Here is a 22,969-nt window from a genome sequence, read left to right on the forward strand (position 1 = left end):
GCAATCCGGCAACGAGGTTGGTGAACCGGAAATACCGACGAGCCCGCACACCTCATATTCGCGCGCGAATCACGACACTGGCAGGGCTGGCCGCTCTGCCGAGGGAAATGGGGATCTCGCGCGATGCAGATCAATGCCGATGCTGCCGTCGAGGCGCGCCCATGGGTCTTCGCCGGCTTTCCGGCGAGCTCCTGGGCCTTTGCGCTGCGGGTGTGGCTCGCGATGCTTCTCGCGCTGTATGTGAGTTTCTGGCTCGAGCTCGAATCGCCCTCGTCGTCAGCCCTCACCGTGGCGATCCTGGCCCTGCCCACGCGCGGTCAAGGCATGGAGAAGGCCGGCTACCGGCTGCTTGCAACCGCCATCGGCGTCACGGCATCGATCGCAATCGCCGGCGTGTTTGCCCAAACCGACGGTCTCCTGCTCGCGGTGCTCGGCATTTGGGTCGGCCTTTGCGTTTGCGCCGTCGGGATGCTCGACGGCAATCGCGCTTATGCAGCATCTCTCTGCTGCACCACGGTCGCGCTGATTGCCATTCAGCAGATCGACAGCCCGCTGCAAGTATTCCCGACCGGTGTCGCGCGGGGCGCGGCCATCAGCGTCGGGGTCCTCGCGGTGGCGCTCGTGAATGAAGTTCTGGCCGCGCCGAATTATCACCCGGCCCTGGCAAGACGCATCGAGGCGCTGGCTGGCCGGGTCATAGATCTCGCGCAAGATGCCGAGCGCGGCCGAGCTCCATCCGCGCCCGTTGCGGCGAGCATGCTGCATGATATCGCAGCGCTGCGCCCGGACATCGCGAGCCTAGCGGCGGAATCGAGCGTTGGCACCACAAGAGCCGCGGCCGCGCGTTCGGCGCTGGTCGATCTCGTCACCGCGTTCTCTCTCGGCCGCATGCTGGCAGCGCTCTCCGCCACGTCCGCTCCGGCGCAAAATGCGGACGATCCGGACCAGGATGCGGCCGGGCTGACAACTATTTCCCAATCCTGGCTGCTGACCGAAATCAGCCGCAAGAACGCGCAGGTGCGCAGGAGTCTCGACGCGCTGCGTGCAGGGACGCGCCCCTATCGTGCATGGCACGCGCCGCTCTATAGCTCGCGCCGCATTGCGGCCGAAACCGGCGCACGGGCCGCGATCTCGTTCACGCTGATCGCAATCTTCTTCGTGCTGGCGGGCTGGCCGACAACAGAACTCTGCCTCTCACTCGTCGCCGTGATCATCGGCCTCGGCTCGACGTCGCCCTCGCCACGCAACTTTACGATGGTGGCGGTGATGGCGACGCCCATCGCCTGCGTGCTGGCCGGCACCCTGAAATACCTCGTCTTCACGGGTGTGTCCGAGTTTCAGTTGCTGGCGATCGGTCTCGCGCCTGTCGTCATCGGCCTCGCGCTGCTGATCACGCTGCCGAGCCCGCTGCCGTCTTCCCTTGGCCGCCTGGTCCTGGTGTTCACGCTCGCCGTGCTCGCGCCGGCCAATCCGCAGAGCTACGACCCCCGGGTATTTGTCGTGACGAGCCTGTTTGTCTGCCTGGCATCCGCGCTCGTGTTCGCGGCGCAGGTGCTGCTGCCTCCCTTGTCGGGCGACCGGCGAGTTCGGTTGCTGCTGGAAGAGGTCCGGCGCGAGCTGAGCCGCCGCGACAGCGAGCGAGCCCGGCACCTCGCGCCGGAGGAAGCCGCCTTTCGCGACGCGGCGCGGATCGAACAGATGGTGACAGCAAGCGGCCCCTCCGCAATCAGTGATCAGATCGCCAGCACTGCCATGCGCTTTTTCGACCAGGCCGACGCCCTGCGGCGCTGCTGTGCCGAACTGGACCGGATCGGACAGGGCCCGCTCGCCGGAGCGGCGCAGGCCGCGCGAGAGGCCCTCGCCCGGCGGGACGGCGGCGCGATCCTCGCTTCGGCCGGGGCGCTGCACCAGGCGGGAGCGCGAAACAACCTGTCCACCAGTGCAGCCATAACCGCGCTGATTGCGGCAAGTGCGGCGTTCACGCCGTCACCCTCTCCGACCGGCTCCAGCCGAGAGAAACGATCATGATGAACACCTATCGGGAACTCGTCATCGGCGGCGTGCTCATTGCCCCCATCGTCTCCTATGCGTCAACAGCGATGCTCGCGTTCCTGATGCTGCGCCCGCTGCTGCGCTTCGTCGGGTTCGCAAGATTCTTCAGCAACCCGTCGCTGGCCGAACTCAGCCTCTACGTGGCGATGTTCGGCATGCTCGCACTGTTCTTCTAGGGAGAAAAGTCATGGAAGCCACCCTGCCCCGCAGCGCCGCCCCGCTTCACGGCGAACCACCGACCACAGTACCGGTGGATGGCTTAGACACCTTGGACGGTTCGAACATGCCGGAGACCGTTGCGCGCGACATCAGCGATCACGTCGCAGGCGGCGTCAGACCTCCGGAACAGGCGGCTCCCTCCGCGAAGGTGCTGCGCGAGGGGGCCCGCCGCTTCATCCACGGCGCCGGCAAACATCTTGCGACCCTCGGCATCGCACTCGTCGCCGTCTTGATATCGCTCGCGACCTGGCAGCATTACGTCACCGCGCCCTGGACGCGGAACGGCAGCGTGCGCGTCCAGGTCGCCAACGTCGCGCCGCAAGTTTCGGGCGAGATCGTAGAAGTGCGGTGACCGACAATCAATTCGTCCATAGGGGCGACGTGCTCTACGTCATCGACCCCTTCGACTTCGAGGTGGCCGCCCATGTCGGCAAGGCCGTCCTCGACCAGCGCGCGGCGGATCTCGAAGTGAAGCAGGCCCAGTTCAACCGGCGCCAGCGCTTGTCCAACCTCGCAACGACGCCGGAGGAACAGCAGATCTTCGCCGGCAATGCCTTGCAAGCAAAGGCCGCGTATGAGGCGGCGGCGCATCAGCTTGCTCAGGCGGAATTGAACCTGAAGCGAACCAACGTAACGAGTCCGGTCGACGGCTACGTCACCAACCTCCTGCTGCGCGTCGGCGATTATGCTGCCACCGGCACCAGCAACGTCTCCATCATCGATGCCAACAGCTTCTGGATCGACGGCTACTTCGAAGAGACCAAGATGGCCGGCGTGTGCGTGGGCGATCGCGCGGAGGCACAGCTGGTCGGCTACTCCAAGCCTCTTCAGGGACATGTAAAAACCGTGACCCGCGGCGTCAGCGTGTCGAACGCCGCATCCGGCACCCAAGGCTTGCCCAACGTCGATCCCATCTACACCTGGGTTCGGCTTGCGCAGCGCGTACCGGTTCGCGTCGCCATCGACGCGGTGCCTCCGGGGGTGCCGCTGGTCTCCGGCATGACGGCAACGGTGACGATCCGGCAGCCCTCAGGCAAAACCCAAAGCCGGCTTGAGCAATTCCGCACGAACTTTGTGGATCCCGTCGCCGATCTGTTCGGCGCGGGACGTCCGCCTCGCGCGAACTGCCTTCAGGCCACATCCCAACAGCGCCCCGAGGTGGAAGCGGTTCCGTATTCGCGCGAACCCGCCGTTCCCCCGGCAGAGACGATCGCGCCCGGCCTCACACCCGCCCTCGATGCCCCGCCACGCCTGCCCTGAATCAGACGAAGACGCCCGGCCGGACGGGACCGCATGCACCTCTCGTCCGGTGGTTCTCTCCTCACATGCACTTGATCCCTATGATCCAATTGAATTTTTTACGACACGCGGTCGTACCCGCTCGCATTTGCAAAATCTAATACCGCTTCAGCTTCCTTAACGAGCCTTCCGACGCGGTCGCACCTATCGTTCGAACCTGAACCAATTGCATTCTGCGACGGCAGCAGAATCCAAGGACACGGGGGCGAACGATGCTTACTGATATGCAAGCGGCCGGCGCCCGGGTGACGTATCAGCCCAGCCGCCGCGAACCGGCCTCCCCGCAAGACTCTCGCGCATTTCTCCTCGAACGAAGGTGGCGCCAGCCCGGCCAACATGCCGGCACCGCGTCCGAGGACATTACAATCTCGCGCTGGACCTCTGCACAAACTGGCATAAGGCACGAAGAAGCCCGGACGCCTTGCGACCGATACTTCCTGGCGATCGCCTTGAAAACAACACGCGTCAAACTGACCAGAGGCCGTCACACCGTCTTCGACGGCGTCATGCCGGCGGGGACGTTATATATCGGCGCACCGTCGCAGCGGCTCAGTGCGCAGTTCTACGCGCCGTGCGATTTCCTGCACTTCCACGTCTCCGCCGGCAGCTATTTTTCGCCTCTACGGCCTGGAGCTGGCCACACCGCGCCGGAAGGCCTCAACGACCTCGTCCTGCTCCGCGACCCCTTTGCCGAGCAGCTTGCGAAAGCACTGACCGAACGCGGCCATTCGGCCGACCGGGAATTCGCACGCTGCATCGGCCGGACGCTGGCAATGCACATTGCCCGCCGCGAGCTCCCTCACGCGAAAGTCAATGCGTTGCCGAAATGGCGCCTGCGGCGCGTCGAGGAATATGTCGGGACGAACTTCGACCACGGCATCACCCTGTCCGAGCTTGCCAAGGTGGCGGGACTGTCGCGGATGCACTTCGCAGCCCAGTTTCGTGCCGCGACGGGATACCGACCGCGGGAATACCTGCTGCATCAGCGCATCGAGCGTGCGAAATCGCTGCTATCGAATTCCGAGACGGTCCTGGCCGAGGTGGCGCTGACCGTCGGCTTCTGCACGCAGGCGCATTTCTCGACCGTCTTCAAGCGGATCACAGGTGAAACCCCCGCGCGCTGGCGATGCGCCAGCCGGAACGCGTCGGCTTCGTCCTGGATCTCCGGCGGCGATCCGGCTGCGACACGCTTGGCCGTGTCCCACGTGCTGCCCGCGGACTTCACGTGAATCATGCGAAATGAGAAACAGCCGGGGTTCGTGAAATACTTTGGCCGGGCGATCGGCCATGCTGCGCATGTTAGGTGACCGAGACCCCCAAGTCACCGCTCGAGCCTCTCTCCTCCCTGGGCATACGAGCATTTTGGGGCCGTCCTCCCCCAAAGGACGGCCCCCTTTTTTCGACCGCGCGGCGCGATCGACGGCATCGTCTCTTCGGAACCTGCCGGCGCTTAAGCGCTCAGGTGACGCGTAGCCCAGGCGCGGACACCCTGAAGGCTCCTGAAATCGTCCAGCGAGCGAGCCGGAAGCCCGGGCTCGATCTCGGCAACCATCCTGCTGAGCGCATGTCCCGGCCCCAGTTCGAGAAACCCCGTTGCGCCCGCCTCGACACAGGCTTGCAGGCAATCCGTCCATTGCACCGTTTGCGAGATCTGCGCGGCAAGCTTGTCGAGACCGCTCTCGAGCGAGACGACCGGAGCGGCATCTATTCCGCTCAGAATGCGCGCACCGGTCCTCGGCGGGAATACCGCCGACACCAGGCGCAAGGTCTCATGAAATACGGCGGACGCCGCGGCGAGACGTTTGGTGTGGGAGGCCACCTCAATCGGCAACGCGACGATCCTTGCGCCGCGCATCGCCCGCGCGTCTGCGGCAATCCCGCTTAGCGCCTCCCTGCCACCGCCGATGACAAAGGCATCGCCCGGATTGAGGATGGCGATCGCCGCGCCGTGACGTTCACAAAGGCGACCGATCTCGTGTCGCGAAAGACCACGGACGAAAATGAGTCCGTCGCCGGCGCGCGTGGCCGCATCCATGGCCTCTGCGCGGCGCGCCACGAGGTCAAGCGTGGCGGTCGCATCGAACAAACCGCCGACACCCCAGGATGCGACTTCGCCGACACTATAGCCGGCAATGATGACGCCACGCGGAATGACATCTACGAGCGCACACGCCGCGGCGAGCGGCTGCAAGGTGCAGAGGATCTGGCCGGCACGGTTGTGGTGCAGGGCCTCTTCGGGTTCGCCGCGGACGAATTCGCGCGGATCCCTGCCACCGAGTAATGCCGCCGCATTTGTAAACAGCTGCGCGGCTTCCGGCGCATCGCTCGTGAGAGCGAACATGTCCCGGTGCTGGCCGCCTTGTCCCGAGCAGAGGATCGCAAGCGTCATGGTCGCGGCCTAGTGGGGAAAGAGCAGCGCAATCGCGATCGCCAGGGTCACGACGCTGAAGCCGGTGCTGGCGATGACCATCGACCCTGCCCTTGCGGAATCCAGCCGGTAGTTGACGGCGAACAAGATTCCGAAGAAGCCCGAGGGCGTCGCGGCGAGCAGAATAGCCGTTTTCGCCGCATCCTTCGTAATCGGAATGAGATAAATGAGCGCAACTGCCAGCAGCGGGCGCACGATGTCCGAGGCCAGCGTTGCTGCGACGATCTTCCAGTCCAGCCGAAACGACTGCGCCGACAGAATGGCTCCTGTGAGAAACAGGGCGACGCCGGCAGCCGAGCTTCCGATCAGCGCGAGGCTCGCATGGGCCAGCCCGTCGAGGCTCACATCCGACAACGAGAACAGGATGCCAAGCGCGGGCGCGAGCACCACCGGCTTGGTGATCGCACGCCGAATCGCCGTCAGGACCTGCCGCGCCGCCATTTGCTCGCCGCGAGCCTTGGCGGCGCCCATTTCCGCCATGATCAGGGTCAGCGGACTGATGAGGATCGAGCCCGCCGCCAATGCGACCGCAACCGGCACAGTGCCGGCCGGCCCCACGACTGAGGTCATGATCGGAAGGCCCACGCCGGCGAGATTCGGAAAGCCGATCGTCAACGCCTGTAACGATGCTTCCGACCGGGAGACCTTGGAGACCTCACGCGCGGTAAAGTACCAGGCGAGATAGAGCAGCAGCATCGTCACGCCGAGCACCAGGAAGAGCGGCACCTGCTCGATCATCTCACGGCGCGACGCCGAGGCTGTCGCCGCGAACAGAGAGGCCGGCAGCGCAAAATCCATCACAAGTGCGTTGAGGGCGTCGACGTGAAGATTGTCGACGATATGAAATTTTCCGGCGGCGTATCCCAGCAACAGAACGAAGAAGACCGGCACCAGCGCCATCAGGATTGCGTTGGACATCATGGATCAGGCCTTTCATGGGCGTCGACGAAGAGCGTCATTGCAAGCAGGTCGGCCGATCCACCCGGGCTGAGGCGACGGGCGACGAAGCTTTCGTGGATCGACTGCGCCCGCGCACGCCAGCCGGACGCGCCGACGCCGCCTGAAGCGATGAAGCGACGCGCCGCGTCGTGTGCAAAGCGAAGGCCGTCGAGCCCACCGCGATGCAGGAGGTTGGTGTCTTCGACGAATGCGATCAACGCAAAGCACGCCTCGACCCGGGCTGCTTCAGTATCTTCCGGCGCAGTCATCGTCGCTCTGCGCAAGGCCGGCAAGCCGATCCGGTAGACGCTGGGAAATCCGTTTGCGGCCTCCATCCGCGCACCGCCCGCACGAAAGCGGCGGTGGGCTGCGCTGCCATGGCTGTGCAGCAGCACCGGGCCATCGAATATGCCCTCGCCCCACAGACGCGCCACGACAGCGCCAAGCGGTAGCCCGGGATCGACCAACCTGCCAGCTCTCGCGCCGGCTGCCGCGCACAGCAGGCCGAGCCCGAAGATCGCGCCACGATGCGTGTTGACTCCCGCAGTCGCTGCCAGCATGGCCCGCTCCGCTTCAAGACCAATGATCCGCAGCCGCCCCATGCCGCAGCCGAGCGCGCCCGCATCGGCCAGCCGTTGCAGATAGGGCCCGATGGCCGCAGCGCTGCGACGAAACGTGCCCGCGTCCATGTCGACGTGACTGCCGTTGTCGACATGGCTCACCAGCCCTGGCTTCGGCCAGGTTTCGAGCTCCTTGACGAGGCAATCGGCGGCGACGGCGCCGATGGCGGAGACATCGGGCGCGATCCGCGCCCGGCGCAGAACCGGCCGCTCCACGCCTCTTGCGGCCGTGGTGATCATGATCCCATCGCTCCCGACATGAATTGAGGCCTGCCGAGCAGGACCACGCGCTCGAGGCTCTTGACCAGAAGCTCGCTCGCGCCGCCGTGGAATTCGCGCCAGTTGACCGCAGCGCCGTCGGCGCCCATCAACTCGCCATCCAGCCGCATCGGCGCGTCAGTCTCGATCGCAGCGACATCGGCGACGAAGCGATCGATGTCGGTTTCGCGGCGAAACTCGAACAGGACATCGAGGTCGGAACGGCCGGTGACGTAGTCGAGCCCGGTCAGCGCCTGCCAGGCCAGGCTGCCGAAGACGCGCGCGTCCACCGAATGGCGAAGCGCCAGCCCGTCGAGCCGGTCGAGCGTCGGCCACCAGTTGCGCGGCGCGTAGGCCTGCGCCTGCCGCAGCGACGGCGGCCTCGCGACCGAGACGACGTGGTCGATATCGACCACGAACGAGACCCGTTTCTTGCCGGCAGAGGGTGGCAAGGGCAGGCCCAGCGCGAGGCCGGTTGTCTCGCATGGCAGAGCGCGTCGCCTGATTGTCGGCCATCGCATTTTGGGCCAGCGCGCGAGAAGGGAATCGGCTGCGAGATCGTCGCGCGCGTCCAGCATCGCGCGCCAGCCTTCGGGGCTGACGAAGACCAGGTCATGACGACCCGGTGGACGCTCACCGTACTTGCAGGGCGAGATCATGAACGCGCTCCGCGATCTCGGTGGCCTTCAGCCGGCCGCCACGCTCCTTGCCGAGCGCATCCCGCCGGTCTTGCACGGCCGGCAAACCAGCCAGCAGCGCCTCCAACTGGTCGGCAAGCGAAATGGCATTGCTCCACGTCATGTGAACGGCGCCCATCTGTGCGAGATTGGAAAGGCCCGGTGCGAACACCGGCGTCGACTTCGCCTTTTCCTGCAGGGCCTCCATCGACAGCTTGGTGACCTTCGCCATCGACGGCAGGTCCATCACCGCGGGATCGGCCCCGGGCAATCCGACCAGCACACGCGTCGCAAGACCCGTCGCAAGCAGGGCGCCCGCAGCCGAGTGACCATACAGAAGGCCGATGGTCGGGCGGCCATTCATGTCCGCATGGATCAGCACCTTCGCCAGATGCGCGAGGAACTCGTTCAACCCGAGCATCTCGTCGCGCTTGCTCATGCGCTGGCTGTCGCTGTCGACGAGCACCAGGATCGGCCCGGAGTCCCGGTCAATCGACTCCAGGATGTGGCCCGACAGCCTGATCGTTTCGTCGACGCCTAGCGCCGTCCGGTCTGCAACACCAAGCACGAGGAGCCGGCCGCCGGACCGCAGCATCGCCGAGCCGAGGATGACGCCCTTGTCGTTCCTCACCTCATGGCCGTCGGGAAAGAGCGAAGCGAGGATATTATCGAGCGTCACGGCTGGTCCTCCCGATCCGGTTGGCAAGGGCAATGAACTGATCGGCCGGCAGCTCTGGAACGGCTTCGGCATGCGCGATGCCTTCCGCCGTCCAGATGTCCACGGCATCGCCGCAGTCACCGAAGCTGCGCAGCCGGTCGGCAAGCCGCCGCTGCTCGGCCTTCAGCCTGTCGAGACCGAAAGGTCCGAGCAGGCCGAGCAGCTCCAGCGCGGCCTCGCGAAAATCCTGCACGTTGTCGTCGGCGAAGACATCGGCGGCGCCGAGCAGGCGGCGATGCTTGCCTCCCATGGTCCGCCAGACCAAAGCGCGATCGCGGGAATCGAACTCCTCGACGCCGCGATTGGTCTCGATCACTTCGGGGCCCGACACCGCGATGCGCCCCGGCTCCGAAACGATGAGAGCGGAGCAACAGCCTGCGATCAGGCCGCCGCCGCCATAGCATCCGGACCTACCGCCGATAAGACCGATGACCTTCACGTCGGCACTGCGCGCTTCCATCACGGCGCGCATGATCTCGGCGATCGCGAGCTCGCCGGCATTGGCTTCCTGCAACCGGACGCCGCCGGTATCGAACAGGATCAGGACGGGGATCGAGCTGATCTGACGCGCGGCGCGGAGCAGCCCGGTCAGCTTGGCGCCGTGCACCTCGCCAAACGCGCCGCCCATGAAGCGGCCTTCCTGCGCGGCGACGAACACCGGCGAACCATCAAGGCGACCGTGACCGACGACGACGCCATCGTCGAACTGCTCAGGAAGATCGAATATCTTCAGATGCGGGCTGACCTCGCGCTGCTCCGGCCCGATGAACTCGACGAAGCTGCCGGCATCGAGCAGCAGCTCCAGCCGCGTGCGAGCCGACGCCTCGTAGAAGCTGGTGCTACGGGCCCGTTCGGCCGGCGTGATGTCCTTGAGCGGAGCGGTCATTGGCCGGCCTCCGCGATCAATCGCACCGCCTGCGCCAGCCGCAGCGACACCGTATCCGGACGCGCGCCGCCGTCATTGATCGAGAACTTCAGCCCGCCCGGCGAATAGCGCTCGACGAAATCGCCGATCACGGCGCTCCAGACTGCTCCGAAGCCCACGGCCGCGGTCTTGATGTCCACGGCGCATTCCGCATCCGGCAAGCTGCGCTCGACCAGCACTTCCAGATTTCCGGACGCGACCACGCCGACAATCGCGCTTTGCCTGGTGCCACCGGCTCGCGCGCGAACCTGGTGTTGAAAGTTGAGATCTTCCATGGTCCGTCCCTCACCAATTCCTGAATTTTGACGGCGGCGCGTAGAGTCCGCCCGACCAGTGCACGAGATCCTTGATCGAGCGCGCCGCCAGCAGACTGCGATCCGCATCGAGCGGATTGATGCCGAGATCTTCCGGTCTGCGGATCACGCCGCGCTCGCGCAGGCGCGAGACCATGCCGTGGTCCCGCCGACGGCCGACGTCGGTGTAGCCGGCAACGCCGCGGATGGCCTGTTCGCGCTCCTGAGCGGTGCGGCACAGCAACAGGTTTGCCACGCCCTCCTCGGTGACGATGTGCGTGACGTCGTCCCCGTAGATCATGATCGGCGCGAGATCGAGCTTCAGCTTCTCGGCGAGCTCGATCGCATCGAGCTTCTCGACGAACAGCGGCACGTTCTTGTCGCCGAACGTCTCGCCGATCTGCACGACCAGCTTGCGGCCGCGGCGCATCAGTGCCGAGCCGTCGGGATCGGCCTCCGCTCCGGCCTTCAGCCATGGCTCGCTCGGATGGCGCCGCCCGCGGGCATCCGCCCCCATGTTCGGGGCGCCGCCAAAGCCTGCGATGCGCGATGTGGTGACGGTCGACGAATTTCCTTGCAGATCGATCTGCAGCGTGGAGCCGATGAACATGTCGCAGGCATAGAGGCCGGCGGTCTGACAGAAGGCGCGGTTGGAGCGCAACGAGCCGTCGGGACCGGTGAAGTAGATGTCGGATCTGGCGCGGATGTAGTCGTCCATGCCGACCTCCGACCCGAACGAGTGGATCTGCCGCACCCAGCCGGACTCGATCGCGGGAATGAGCGCGGGATGGGGATTCAACGCGAAGTGGGTCGCGATCGTGCCCTTCAGCCCCAGCCTCTCGCCGAATGTCGGCAGCAGGAGCTCGATCGCGGCCGTGCTGAAGCCGATGCCGTGATTGAGCCGCTGCACGCGATAGGGCGCATAGACACCCTTGATCGCGAGCATCGCTGTCAGGATCTGGCCTTCCGTGATCGCGGCCGGATCGCGCGTGAACAGCGGCTCGACGAAGAACGGCTTGTCGGCCTTGACGATGAAATGCACACGATCCGCCGGGATGTCGACCCGCGGAACGGTGTCGACGATCTCGTTGACCTGTGCGATCACGACGCCGTCCTTGAACGCGGTCGCCTCGACCACGGTCGGGGTGTCCTCGGTGTTCGGGCCGGTGTAGAGATTTCCCTCGCGGTCGGCGCTGACGGCGGCGATCAGCGCGACGTGCGGCGTGAGGTCGATGAAGTAGCGGGCGAACAGTTCGAGATAGGTATGAACCGCGCCCAGCTCGATCTTGCCGCCGAACAGCATGCGCGCGATGCGCGCCGATTGCGGCCCTGAATAAGCATAATCGAGCCGCTTCGCGACTCCGCGGTCGAACAGGTCCAGATGTTCGGGCAGAACGACACCCGACTGCACCATGTGCAGATCGTTGACCTTGGACAGATCGACCGCCAGCAGCGCGCTGCTTAAGAGATCCGCCTGCTTCTGGTTATCGCCCTCCAGGCAAACCCGGTCACCCGGCCGGATCACGGCCTCCAGCAGGCGCGTGACGTCGTGTGCTTCAACGATCTTGCCGCGTGCAAGGCCGGCTCCCGCCGCAATGCGCGCATCGCGCGCGGCTCGATTGTTCTGCCAGCTCGTCATGACCGTCATTCCCTCAGACTGGCGCCGCACAGAAGCATCAGCGCTTCTTCGATTGCATTCGCAAAATTTCGAGACAGTCGGGCCGGCGGGAGTGCGGTCACTCCCGCCGTCCTTCCTTCTGCCGGTCGTGCGTCAAGACCGGCGAAGGGCGATCAGCGCGTAACCGGCGACTGAATGCTGCGCGCGGCGCGGGTGATGACCGCTGCCACTTCCTTCGGACGCGACTCGTAGACCGAGTGGCTGGCGCCCGGGATCACGGTGGTCTGGCTCTTGGCGCGCTCATAGTACCAGCGCTCCAGATCCGGACTGATGATCTGGTCGTTGCCGGCGACGATGCCCCAGCTCGGCTTGGTCTTCCACGCCGCCGCCGTCAGCGGCGTGCTGAACACTTGGGTCGCGGCCGGGACCTGCGAGCGCGCGACGAACTCGGCCCGCTCGCGCGGCAGATCCGGCGCGAACAGTTTCGGGAATTGCACGGGATCGAGATAAGTGAATTTGTCGGGCGTCACCTTGATGACGCCTTCGGTCTTTCCGAGCACGCTCGGCGTCTTCTTGCCCAGCGCCGATTCGTCCTCGCCGACGTCGGGCGCATGTGCGGCGACATAAACAAGACCAACGACGTTGGGATGAACGCCGGCCTCGGTGATGATCGAGCCACCGTAGCTGTGACCGACGAGAAGCGTCGGCCCATCCTGCAGGTCGAGAATGCGCTTGGCCGCAGTGACGTCGTCGGCGAACGAGGTCTCGGGCTCCTGCACCATGGTAACGCGGAAGCCTTCCTTGGTCAGGATCTCGTAGACCGGCTTCCAGCCGGACCCATCCACCCAGGCGCCGTGCACCAGCACGATGTTCTTGAGGGGTTCCGCGCGCGCCGGGGCGACGGTCGAGAATAGCGAAAGGGCGGCAGCAACGGCGAGGCCAGCGTTGAGGTGTTTCATGTCGGGATCACTCCGGGTTGGAATGACGCAACACTAGTTCGAGGCCTGCGACCGCGTATTTCCTCAAACAAACCGTCCTTGCCACTTCGCACGTCACAAAATATCGACCGTCCAGGTGCCGCCTCGGCACTCGGACGCGCCGTCGCGCCCGACGACACCGGCCCGATGACCGGTCATGACGCGGGCGTTCATACGCGAAAGACGAAAACCACTGGTTCTGTCATCCAAGACGTCCTCTCCGGCGCCGCTCGAATTTCCACGCATGGAATCGGACAATGAGATCCAACGCAGAATTCCGCATCGCCCTCCTCATCTTGCTGTGCGCATCATCGCCGGCGCACGCAGGCACCTGCACGGATGAGATCGCGAAAGCCCAAGTCCGGCTCGATCAGGCCATCGAGCGAGATGCTGGCTCGCACGGCTGGAAGCCGGAGAGCCTCAGCGCGCTGCGCAGCCATCAACCCACGCCCCGCTCGCTCGCCGAGGCCGAGGGAGGCAACGGTGTCGACTTCACGGATGCGCTAGATTCGCTTGATCGCGCCCGCGCCGCCGATCACATCGGCGACACAGGCACGTGCACGCGGGAACTCGCCCACGCGCGCGCCATTCTGAGATAGCCAAGTCGGATTTCGACGATCGAAGCCGGGACTGATCGCCGTTGCTGGTAACGCAGCACGGTGAGGTCGCCGCGCGAAGAGCAATGCAGCTCGTGAAAACGCCGAATGCTTCCTGCCGTCGTGCTGCCGGGGAGCAGGACGTGCGTTCTGGAAATACCCGCACTCCGGCGACTCTCTAATGTTCGGGGGCATTCAGCCGGAGCACTCTTCCATGCGGAAACAGCACTCGTCGAACCACGGCCGCGCAAAGCGGTCAAGATCGCGCCGGTTCACCTTGACGCATCTTGGCGCAACACTTGCGACCGGAATCCTGTGGCTGACCTCGGCCGCGGCGATCGCTCAGACGACGATGCCGGGAATGCAGCCTCCCGCCGGCATGCTTGCGACGTCGCCGCTCAACCCGCAATCGACGCGACCCGTGGGCATTCCGCTGGGATCGACCGAAATCGCAACGCCGGGCATCTCCCCGATCAATCCCGCGCAAAGCACGATCGCCTGCGCCGGGTCGGGAAATGCCCCATCTTCCGGAACATTGTTCGATGGTGGCGGGCTGTCCGGCACCTCATCGACCACTTGCGCCGGCAGCACCGCAACGGTCTCGCCCCTGCCCTCGACAGCGACGGTCGGTCGCGTCGGAATTCCGTTGGGCGCCACCGAAATCGGCGGCGCCGGAATCAGTCCGTCCGTGCCGGTGGCCGGCCCCACATCCTTGAACGGCACAACGTCCTTTAACGGCACAACATCGATCGACAGCTCCGGCAATCCCTGAGGTCAAGGAGGATCATCACAGTGAAACGGAACCTCACCATTACGCTCGTTACTCTCGCTGCGGTCATGGTCGGCACAGGCTTCTGGTTCTTCGGCACCAACCGGAAGCCGGCCGTGGCAGCCGCCCCCGTGCCCGCTGCGGTGCCGGTGGTCGCCGCCACGGTCACGGGCAAGGACGTTCCGATCTATCTGCGCGGCATCGGCACGGTGATCGCCTACAACACCGACGTCGTGCGCAGCCAGATTCAAGGACAGATCGTCAAGATCGCCTTCACCGAGGGACAGACCGTCAAGGCCGGCGACTTGCTCGCCCAGATCGATCCACGTCCTTACGAAGCACAGATCGAGCAGTTGACGGCCAATCGCGACAGGGACCAGGCGCAGCTCGTGAATGCAGAAGCCAATCTTTCCCGCTACAACCAGCTTGGCGACAAGGGCTATGCGACCCCGCAACTGATCGAGACGCAGACAGCGCAGGTGGCGCAGCTCAAGGCCGCCGTGAAGGCGGACCAGGCCCAGATCGACGAGGCCAACGTCCAACTGAGCTATACGCGCCTGTCGTCGGCCGTTCCCGGCATCACCGGCGTTCGCCAGATCGATGTCGGCAATGTCATTCATCCGACCGACGCCAACGGCCTCGTCGTCGTCACCCAGATCGAGCCGATTTCACTGCTGTTCACCCTGCCCCAAGCGGACCTGCCCATGATCCAGGAACACGCCGCAAAAGGCTCCCTGAAGGTCATCGCCTACAGCCAGGACAACAAGACGAAGCTCGACGAAGGTACGCTGCTGCTGGTCAACAACGAGATCGCGGGAACGACCGGCACCGTCCAGATCAAGGCGGTGTTCCCGAACCATGAGCACCGGCTGTGGCCGGGCCAGCTGGTGAACGCGCGCCTACTGCTCGAGCTTCAGAAGAATGCGATCACTGTCGCCGGCTCGGCCGTGCAACAGGGGCCGAACGGCAGCTACGTCTATGTCGTGGGCAACGACCAGACGGCGGCCTTGCGTCCGGTTCACGTCGCCCAGATTACCGATGGCCAGGCCCTGATCGATCAGGGCCTGAAATCCGGTGACGTCGTCGTCATCGACGGCCAGTATCGACTGACGGAAGGCAGCCGCGTTCGCGAGCTGCACGGCAAGGCCGCGCGCGAAGCCGACCTGCAAAGCGCCGTGCAGGCCGCAATCCCATGAACCTCTCCGCGCCCTTCATCCTGCGGCCGATCGCAACCGCTCTGCTGATGGCGGGCTTGCTGCTGTGCGGCCTTGCGGCCTATCCGTTGCTGCCGGTCGGCGCACTGCCGAACGTCAACTACCCGACCATCCAGATCTCGGCGCAACTGCCCGGCGCCGACCCAGGCACGATCGCCTCGTCGCTCGCCACGCCGCTCGAGCAGCAGCTCAGCCAGATCCCCGGTATCACACAGCTCACCTCGTCCAGTGCGCTTGGCGTGGCCCAGCTCACGGTGCAATTCGAGCTGTCACGCACGGTGGACAGCGCGGCGGTGGACGTGCTGGCCGCGATCAATGCCGCAAGCCCGTTCCTGCCGCCGAATATCCCCTACCCGCCGACGATCCGGAAGGTGAATCCGGCCGAAACGCCGATCATGCTGATCGCGCTGACATCAGACTCACTGCCGCTGACCACGGTCGATGCTTATGCGGAGAACATCCTGCTGCCGAAGATCTCGCAGGTGCCGGGCGTAGGCCTCGTCGGCATCGGCGGCCAGCAGAAGCCCGCGATCCGCGTTCGCGTCAACCCGCAGGCGCTTGCCGCGCGCGGCATCGGCCTCGAAGACGTCCGCAGCGTGATCGCCGGCGCCAATGTCGACCTGCCCAAGGGCACGCTCAACAGCCCACGCGTCACCTACACGCTGAACACCAACGACCAGTTGCTCAAGCCCGCCGCCTATGAAGACCTCATCATCGCCTATCGCAACGGCTCGCCGGTGCGGATACGCGACATCGGTACCGCGATCGAAGGGCCCGAGAACGACCTCCTGGCCGGCTGGTACGGCAAGGATCGCGCCATTATCCTGGCCGTCCAGCGCGTTCCAGGCGCCAACGTGATCCAAACGGTCGACCGCATCAAGAAGCTGCTGCCGCTACTGCAGGCCTCCGTTCCGCCCGCGATCAAGGTTACGATCGCCGCCGACCGGACCGCCACCATTCGCGCCGCCGTCTCCGACGTTCAATTCACGCTGATGCTGACGGTCGCTCTCGTGGTGATGGTGATATTCCTGTTCTTGCGGAATTTCTGGGCCACCATCATCCCGGCGATCACAGTTCCCCTGTCGCTGGTCGGCACGTTCGCCGTGCTTTACGTGCTCGGCTACAGCCTGGACAACCTCTCGCTGATGGCGCTGTCGATCGCGGTGGGTTTCGTGGTCGACGATGCCGTCGTCGTGATCGAGAACATCGTGCGCCATCTCGAGCAGGGCATGACGCCGATGGAGGCCGCGCTGAAGGGTTCCAGCGAAATCGGCTTCACCATCGTCTCCATCACGCTGTCGCTGATCGCTGTGTTCATCCCGCTATTCCTGATGGGCGGGTACGTCGGCAAGCTGTTCCAGGAATTCGCCATCACGATCACCGCCGCGCTGCTGCTGTCGCTGATCATCTCGCTGACGCTGACGCCGATGATGTGCGCGCGGCTCCTGAAGGACGACTCGCGGAGGAAGCACGGCCGGTTCTACCTTGCCTTCGAACGCGGTTTCGACGCACTGCTGGCACTTTATGCGAGAGGCTTGCGAATCGTGCTGCGTCATCGCTTCGCGACGCTGCTCGTGATGCTCTCGACCGTCGCGCTGACCGGCTATCTGTACGTGATCATACCGAAAGGCTTCTTCCCGCAACAGGACACCGGGCAGATCGTCGGCATCACCGAAGCCGCACAGGACATCTCCTTCCCCGCCATGTCCGAGCGCCAGCAGGCGGTCGTCGACATCCTCTCGAAGGATCCTGCGGTCCAGTCGGTGGCAAGCTATATCGGCCCGGGCGGTCCAACCGCGACGCTCAACCAGGGACGTATCTTCATCGTCCTGAAGCCGAAGCCCGAGCGCAAGGCCAGTGCCGATCAAATCATCGAGCGGCTGGGGCCTGCGCTCTCCCATATTCAGGGCATCAGACTTTACATGCAGGCCGCGCAGGACATCACCATCGGCGCCCGGCTGTCGAAGACGCAATATCAGTACACGCTGACGGATGCCGATTCCAACGAGCTCACCAATTGGTCGGCGATCTTCCTGGCAAAACTCCGCGCGCTCGATTTCATCACCGACGTCGCGAGCGATCAGGCCAATGCCGGCCCCAGGCTCGAAGTCACCGTCAATCGCGAGGTCGCATCGAGCTTCGGCATCCTGCCCACGACGATCGACAACACCCTCGACGATGCATTCGGCCAGCGCATCGTCTCCACCATGTTCACCTCGCTGAACCAGTACCATGTCGTGATGGAGGTCGATCCGCGTTTCCAGTACGGCCCCGAAGCGCTCAAGGACATCTACCTGAGCTCGGCCACCGGCCAGCAGGTCCCCCTGAGCACGTTGGTCCATAGCGTCATCAAGCCCGCCCCGATCCTGATCAACCACCAGAGCCTGTTTCCGTCGGTGACGATCTCGTTCAACCTGCGGCCTGGCGTCGCGCTGGGCGATGCGGTGGCGGCGATCCAGAACATCGAGAAGAGCACCGGCAAGCCCGCCTCGCTAACCGCTTCGTTCCAGGGCAATGCGCAGGCGTTCCAGTCCTCCCTGTCGGGCACTCCGCTATTGATCGGGGCGGCGCTGATCGTGATCTACATCATCCTCGGCGTGCTCTATGAGAGCCTGATCCACCCGATTACGATTCTGTCGACGCTGCCTTCGGCCGGCATCGGCGCGCTGCTGTTGCTGCTGGCGGTCCACATGGATCTCAGCGTCATCGCCATCATCGGCATCATCCTGCTGATCGGCATCGTCAAGAAGAACGGCATCATGCTGGTCGATTTCGCCCTCGCGGTGGAGCGCCAGCACGGGCTCAGCCCGGAAGAGGCGATCTACCAGGCCTGCACGCTGCGCTTTCGCCCGATCCTGATGACGACGATGGCGGCGCTGCTGGGCGGCGTGCCGCTGATGATCGGCTCTGGCACCGGCGCCGAGCTGCGTCAGCCGCTCGGCTACACGATCGTCGGCGGACTGATGCTATCGCAGATCCTGACGCTCTACACGACGCCCGTCGTCTATCTCTATCTGGACCGGCTCAGCAATTGGCTCTCCGGACGCAAGCCGCGGTCAGCCGAGACATCCGGTCCATCCACGCGGGAAGCAGATACGGGATTGCGCCATGAATCCGCTTGAGCAGTTAACCGCCGGCATGATGCCAGCTCGATCACGGCTTCGTGCGTTTTGACAAAGCGCCGACGAAAACGCAAAAGACCGCTCTTCGGCGAGGCGGTAAACCTTCTGCATGACGCTCGAATGCCTGGATGGCTCCGACCCCGTACAGCCCCGACGATGGTGGCGCCGTGTGCTGCCGATCCAGACAATACAGGATCGGATCCTGCTGTGGGCTTGGGGTAGCCTTGTTTTGACCCTGCTGTCCTTCGCCTGTTCACTGCTTGGAGACAATTTTACGGCAATCGCTTTCGCTGCTTTTCTGGCTGCTTCGCTGACGCTCGTCGGCGCGATCATGGATATCACCGCCCAGAAGAAGGCCCATGTCGAGCTGGAGCGGAGCGAGCAGCGCTACCGCCATTTGTTCAGCCGCATGCCGATCGCGTTCCGGCAGCTCGACGCCAGCAGGCTGGTCGTGCTGTTCCGAAAATTGCGCGCCGAGGGCGTCAAGGACCTCGGCGCCTATTTCGACAGCCATCCAGAATTCCTCCGGACCTGCATGGATGCGCTCTCGTTTCAGGAGGCCAACGAACGGACCATCCAGATGTTCGGAGGCGGCGTCGACGACTATGTCGGACGTTCCATGGCCGAGACCTGGAAGGAACGTCCCGATACGTTCCGGCGGGCCATGGAGTCTCGTTATCGCGGCGAGACGAACTTCGAGGAAGAGACCAGGATGGTCACGTGGGACGGCCGCGTCGTCGACGTTCTCTTCACGACGGCTCGGGTCGGCCCCATCAATGATCTCGAAATAAGCCTGGTTGGCACGATCGACATTTCACAGCGAGTTCGCGCTCAGGAACGGCTCCGGCAGGTGCAGGCCGAGTTCGCACATGCCGCGCGCGTCTCGATGCTCGGCGAGCTCACCGCGTCGATCGCCCACGAAGTGAATCAACCCCTGGCCGCTATCGCCACCAATGGTGCCGCCGGGCTGCGGTGGCTGAACAGGCCCGTCCCTGATATCGTCGAGATTCGCAAGGCCATCGAAAACATCGTCGTGGATACCCAACGAGCCGCGAACATCGTGGCGCGCGTTCACGGGATGGCCTCTCGGAAAGCCCCCGCGCAGGCATCCCTGCCGTTCGACGACATCATTCGCGAAGCGCTGCTCTTCCTGCGACACGAGATGGAATCCCGCAGCGTGACCATCCTGCACCGGCCTGATCCGACCACGCCGCAGGTGATCGGTGACCGCACCCAGCTCCAGCAGGTGATCGTCAATCTGGCCATCAACGCGGTGCAGGCGATGACGCAAGCGGGATATGATGATCGGAGGATCGTCATCAGCACGGTCACGCAGGACGCGGCGAAATTGTGCTGCGCCGTGGAGGACAATGGTCCTGGCATCCCCGCCGAACATATCGATCGGCTGTTTGAGAGCTTTTTCACGACCAAGGACAGCGGGATGGGCATGGGACTGCCGATCTGTCGCTCGATCGTCGAAGCACATGGAGGCCGGATCGGCGCCGAAGGCAACGGCGCGAATGGCGGCGCCCGTTTCTGGTTCACGCTGCCGGTCTCCGACCCGGTGGATTCGCCGCGCTGCGACCTGCACGCAGATACCTGAGCGACGTTTCCGGCTCTCAGCTATTGCCCGGAAGCGGCCGAGCGTACCAGGCGGATCGGGACGCCTTTGTATGACGGCGTGAAGCTCAGGGGATCACGGGCATAGAGCGGCACCAGCGGATTGGTCTCCGGATAGTACGCCGCGCAACAGCCGGTCGGAAAGGAATAGGCCACGACGCGGAAGTTGCGCACGATCCGCTCGGCGCCATCGGTCGAGGCGGTTATCAGGTCGACGCGAGCGCCATCGGCAAGCCCGCGCTTGCTCAACTCGTATTCGTTGAGAAACACCACGTCGCGCTGGCCGAACACGCCGCGATAACGGTCGGACAGCGAATAAAGCGTGGTGTTGTACTGGTCGTGGCTGCGTATGGTGGTGAGCCACAGAGAATCGGGATCGCTCTCCGGCGGGTCCTCGCCGCAGCCCGGGAAGACCAAAAAGTGCGCCTTGCCCGATGGCGTCGCCCAGATCCGCTCGCGTGCCGTCGAGGTGAGATGGAAGCCGCCGGGGACGCGAATGCGGGCGTTGTAGCCCTGGAAGATCGGGAACACAGCCTCGATCGCATCGCGGATGCGGTCGTAATCGGCAACAAAGCCGTCCCAGTCGACCACCGTGCGCTCGCCCAGCGTCGCCTTCGCAACGCCGGCGACGATCGCGATCTCGCTGCGCAGATGCTCCGATGCCGGCTTGTTGCGGCCACCGGACGCATGCACCATCGACATCGAATCCTCCACCGTGATCGACTGCGGTCCGGATTCCTGCACATCGATCTCGGTGCGTCCGAGGCATGGTAGGATCAGGGCGGCACGGCCATGGATCAAATGGCTGCGGTTGAGCTTGGTCGAGACGTGGACGGTCAGATCAAGCTTGCCAAGCGCCGCCTGGGTCGCCTGCCAATCCGGAATGGCTGCGGCGAAATTGCCGCCCATTGCCAAGAAGGCCTTCACCTCGCCGCGGATCATCGCCTCCAGCGCGGTGACCACATTGTGTCCCGGCGCATCCGGAGGCCTGAAGCCGAAGCGTTGCTCCAGGCGCTCGAGGAAATCCGCCTTGGGAACCTCAGTGATCCCGACGGTCCGATCGCCCTGCACGTTGGAATGACCGCGAACCGGGCAGACGCCGGCGCCATCGCGCCCCACATTGCCGCGCAACAGCGCGAGATTGGCGATCTGCTGGACGTTGTTCGCGCCGCGCCAGTGCTGGGTGATGCCCATGCCGTAGACGAGGATGGCACGCTCGGCCTTCATATAGGCGCCGGCCGCATATTCCATGTCCTCGCGCGACAGGCCGGATTGACGTTCGATATCAGGCCATTGCATGCGTTTGAGATCGTCGATCAACGCCTCAATGCCGGCGGTGTGGCCGCGGATGAAATCCCAGTCCAGGATCTCCGGTTGCTCGCCGGCACGGGCGGCCTCGTCCGCTTCCACCAGAATCTTCATGATCCCCTTGAGGACGGCAACGTCGCCGCCGACCCGCACCTGGAACAGCTTCGAGCTGATCGTCGTCGACGACAGCGTGATCATCTCGACCGGGCTCTGCGGCGCCTGGAAACGTTCGAGCGCCCGCTCACGAAACGGGTTGAACGAGATGATCGAGGCGCCGCGGCGCGCCGCGTTGCGCAGGCTGGTCATCATTCGCGGGCTGTTGGTGCCCGGATTCTGGCCGAAGATGAAGATGCAATCGGCCTTGTCGAAATCCTCCAGCAGCACCGTGCCCTTGCCGACACCGAGCGAGTACGGCAGGCCGACGCTGGTGGCCTCGTGGCACATGTTCGAGCAGTCGGGGAAGTTGTTGGTGCCGTATTCGCGCACGAACAGCTGATAGAGGAAGGCGGCTTCGTTCGAGGTCCGTCCGGACGTGTAGAACTCCGCCATGCTGGGATCCGGCAGCGCCCGAAGCTCGCGACCGATCATGTCGAACGCGTCGCTCCATTCCACCGGCAGATAGCGATCCGAAGCGGCGTCATAGGCCATCGGATGGGTGAGTCGGCCGAGCATTTCGAGCTCGTAGTCGTTCCAGTTCGCAAGCTCGGAGACGGTATGCTCGGCGAAAAACTCGGGCGTGCAGCGCTTCGACGTTGCTTCCCAGGCAACCGCCTTGCCACCGTTCTCGCAGAATTCGAATGACGAGGTGTGCTTCGGATCGGGCCAGGCGCAGCCGGGGCAATCAAAGCCATCCGGCTGATTCATCCGGCTCAGCGTCGCCACGCCCTTCAGCGGCGTCCGCTGCACCAGAAGCGCCTTGCTGAGCGCCTTGAGTGCGCCCCAGCCGCCGGCCGGCTCATGGTAGGGACGAACCGATTTCGTCGTCATCTCGATATCTCTCGATGAGCAATTCTCCGAGCAAGTTAAGGATCGTGCAGGCAGAGCCGTCTTTTCAAAACGAAGCCGAATTTCGCAATCGCACACGTTCGGCTCCGAGGCAGCGGGCTGAAGCAGCCAGTGCATTCCGGAAAAAGCAAGGCCGTTCGCGGAAGCTGTGCCGGCAGCCAGGAACTAGGCTGCGAGTCCGTAGCCCCCTCGCCACAGAGGCTTTTGACTATTCTCAGGAGACCCCAATATGTTTTCCCGACGTGATTTGCTGGCCATGTCTGCGGCAGGCGCCGCCATGGTCGGCTCCGGCGCACAGGCAGCAACCTTCGG

Annotated in this window: 20 protein-coding genes and 1 pseudogene; 9 read left to right on the forward strand and 12 right to left on the reverse strand. The window is 64.6% G+C overall.

What is annotated here, in order from left to right:
* Positions 1–123 precede the first annotated feature (123 nt).
* The 4 genes and pseudogenes from AC0L27_RS38215 (at position 124) to AC0L27_RS38230 (ending at position 4,799) form a co-directional block, all read left to right on the forward strand.
* Positions 124–2,028, forward strand: coding sequence for an FUSC family protein (locus AC0L27_RS38215; RefSeq protein WP_473323006.1), 1,905 nt, complete (start codon positions 124–126; stop codon positions 2,026–2,028).
* Positions 2,025–2,228, forward strand: coding sequence for a DUF1656 domain-containing protein (locus AC0L27_RS38220; protein WP_354056872.1), 204 nt, complete (start codon positions 2,025–2,027; stop codon positions 2,226–2,228). The genes AC0L27_RS38215 and AC0L27_RS38220 overlap by 4 nt, the downstream gene beginning before the upstream one ends.
* Positions 2,229–2,239: 11 nt before the next feature.
* Positions 2,240–3,531, forward strand: a pseudogene (locus AC0L27_RS38225) (HlyD family secretion protein).
* Between the two features lie 488 nt (positions 3,532–4,019).
* On the forward strand, positions 4,020–4,799 hold the full coding sequence (locus AC0L27_RS38230; RefSeq protein ID WP_354056876.1) for an AraC family transcriptional regulator: 780 nt from the start codon (positions 4,020–4,022) through the stop codon (positions 4,797–4,799).
* Between the two features lie 221 nt (positions 4,800–5,020).
* Here AC0L27_RS38230 and AC0L27_RS38235 read toward each other — a convergent pair whose 3' ends face one another.
* The 10 genes from AC0L27_RS38235 to AC0L27_RS38280 form a co-directional block, all read right to left on the reverse strand.
* Positions 5,021–5,959, reverse strand: coding sequence for an ACP S-malonyltransferase (locus AC0L27_RS38235; RefSeq protein WP_473323008.1), 939 nt, complete (start codon positions 5,957–5,959; stop codon positions 5,021–5,023).
* Positions 5,960–5,968: 9 nt separating this feature from the next.
* A complete protein-coding gene (locus AC0L27_RS38240; RefSeq protein ID WP_473323010.1) occupies positions 5,969–6,919 on the reverse strand; it encodes an AEC family transporter in 951 nt (316 codons plus the stop codon).
* Positions 6,916–7,797, reverse strand: coding sequence for a triphosphoribosyl-dephospho-CoA synthase MdcB (mdcB, locus tag AC0L27_RS38245; protein ID WP_473323012.1), 882 nt, complete (start codon positions 7,795–7,797; stop codon positions 6,916–6,918). The genes AC0L27_RS38240 and mdcB overlap by 4 nt, the downstream gene beginning before the upstream one ends.
* Positions 7,794–8,474, reverse strand: coding sequence for a malonate decarboxylase holo-[acyl-carrier-protein] synthase (gene mdcG, locus AC0L27_RS38250; RefSeq protein WP_473323014.1), 681 nt, complete (start codon positions 8,472–8,474; stop codon positions 7,794–7,796). Before mdcG ends, mdcB begins: the two co-directional genes overlap by 4 nt.
* Complete coding sequence (gene mdcE, locus AC0L27_RS38255; RefSeq protein WP_473323018.1) at positions 8,449–9,171, reverse strand: biotin-independent malonate decarboxylase subunit gamma; 723 nt, start codon at positions 9,169–9,171, stop codon at positions 8,449–8,451. Before mdcE ends, mdcG begins: the two co-directional genes overlap by 26 nt.
* Positions 9,158–10,096: a biotin-independent malonate decarboxylase subunit beta gene (locus tag AC0L27_RS38260; RefSeq protein WP_473323020.1), complete on the reverse strand. Its 939-nt coding sequence runs from the start codon at positions 10,094–10,096 to the stop codon at positions 9,158–9,160. The genes mdcE and AC0L27_RS38260 overlap by 14 nt, the downstream gene beginning before the upstream one ends.
* Positions 10,093–10,410, reverse strand: a complete 318-nt coding sequence (gene mdcC / locus AC0L27_RS38265; protein WP_106942095.1) for a malonate decarboxylase acyl carrier protein — start codon at positions 10,408–10,410, stop codon at positions 10,093–10,095. The genes AC0L27_RS38260 and mdcC overlap by 4 nt, the downstream gene beginning before the upstream one ends.
* 10 nt (positions 10,411–10,420) lie before the next feature.
* Positions 10,421–12,067 carry a malonate decarboxylase subunit alpha gene (mdcA, locus tag AC0L27_RS38270; protein ID WP_473323022.1) on the reverse strand — a complete coding sequence of 549 codons (1,647 nt, stop codon included), beginning with the start codon at positions 12,065–12,067 and terminating at the stop codon, positions 10,421–10,423.
* Between the two features lie 152 nt (positions 12,068–12,219).
* Positions 12,220–13,005 carry an alpha/beta hydrolase gene (locus AC0L27_RS38275; RefSeq protein WP_354056895.1) on the reverse strand — a complete coding sequence of 262 codons (786 nt, stop codon included), beginning with the start codon at positions 13,003–13,005 and terminating at the stop codon, positions 12,220–12,222.
* A 93-nt stretch (positions 13,006–13,098) separates the two neighbouring features.
* Positions 13,099–13,233: a hypothetical protein gene (locus AC0L27_RS38280; protein WP_473323024.1), complete on the reverse strand. Its 135-nt coding sequence runs from the start codon at positions 13,231–13,233 to the stop codon at positions 13,099–13,101.
* Positions 13,234–13,280: 47 nt separating this feature from the next.
* Here AC0L27_RS38280 and AC0L27_RS38285 point away from each other — a divergent pair, with 47 nt between their 5' ends.
* A complete protein-coding gene (locus AC0L27_RS38285; RefSeq protein ID WP_354056899.1) occupies positions 13,281–13,622 on the forward strand; it encodes a hypothetical protein in 342 nt (113 codons plus the stop codon).
* A gap of 339 nt (positions 13,623–13,961) precedes the next feature.
* On the opposite strand, the gene AC0L27_RS38290 is transcribed toward AC0L27_RS38285, so the two are convergent.
* The gene (locus AC0L27_RS38290) at positions 13,962–14,360 is read right to left on the reverse strand and encodes a hypothetical protein (protein ID WP_473323026.1); all 399 of its coding nucleotides are present in this window, start codon (positions 14,358–14,360) and stop codon (positions 13,962–13,964) included.
* A gap of 51 nt (positions 14,361–14,411) precedes the next feature.
* On the opposite strand from AC0L27_RS38290, the gene AC0L27_RS38295 reads away from it, so the two are divergent.
* The 3 genes from AC0L27_RS38295 (at position 14,412) to AC0L27_RS38305 (ending at position 20,327) form a co-directional block, all read left to right on the forward strand.
* Complete coding sequence (locus AC0L27_RS38295; RefSeq protein WP_473323028.1) at positions 14,412–15,584, forward strand: efflux RND transporter periplasmic adaptor subunit; 1,173 nt, start codon at positions 14,412–14,414, stop codon at positions 15,582–15,584.
* A complete protein-coding gene (locus tag AC0L27_RS38300; RefSeq protein WP_354056905.1) occupies positions 15,581–18,724 on the forward strand; it encodes an efflux RND transporter permease subunit in 3,144 nt (1,047 codons plus the stop codon). The genes AC0L27_RS38295 and AC0L27_RS38300 overlap by 4 nt, the downstream gene beginning before the upstream one ends.
* Before the next feature lie 169 nt (positions 18,725–18,893).
* On the forward strand, positions 18,894–20,327 hold the full coding sequence (locus AC0L27_RS38305) for a sensor histidine kinase (protein ID WP_354056907.1): 1,434 nt from the start codon (positions 18,894–18,896) through the stop codon (positions 20,325–20,327).
* A 20-nt stretch (positions 20,328–20,347) separates the two neighbouring features.
* Here AC0L27_RS38305 and AC0L27_RS38310 read toward each other — a convergent pair whose 3' ends face one another.
* Positions 20,348–22,639, reverse strand: a complete 2,292-nt coding sequence (locus tag AC0L27_RS38310; protein ID WP_473323032.1) for an FdhF/YdeP family oxidoreductase — start codon at positions 22,637–22,639, stop codon at positions 20,348–20,350.
* Between the two features lie 247 nt (positions 22,640–22,886).
* Between AC0L27_RS38310 and AC0L27_RS38315 the strand changes: the two genes are divergently transcribed.
* On the forward strand, positions 22,887–22,969 hold an 83-nt coding region (locus AC0L27_RS38315), incomplete at its 3' end, for a twin-arginine translocation signal domain-containing protein (RefSeq protein WP_473323034.1).

The organism is Bradyrhizobium sp. Ken51, assembly GCF_055807435.1.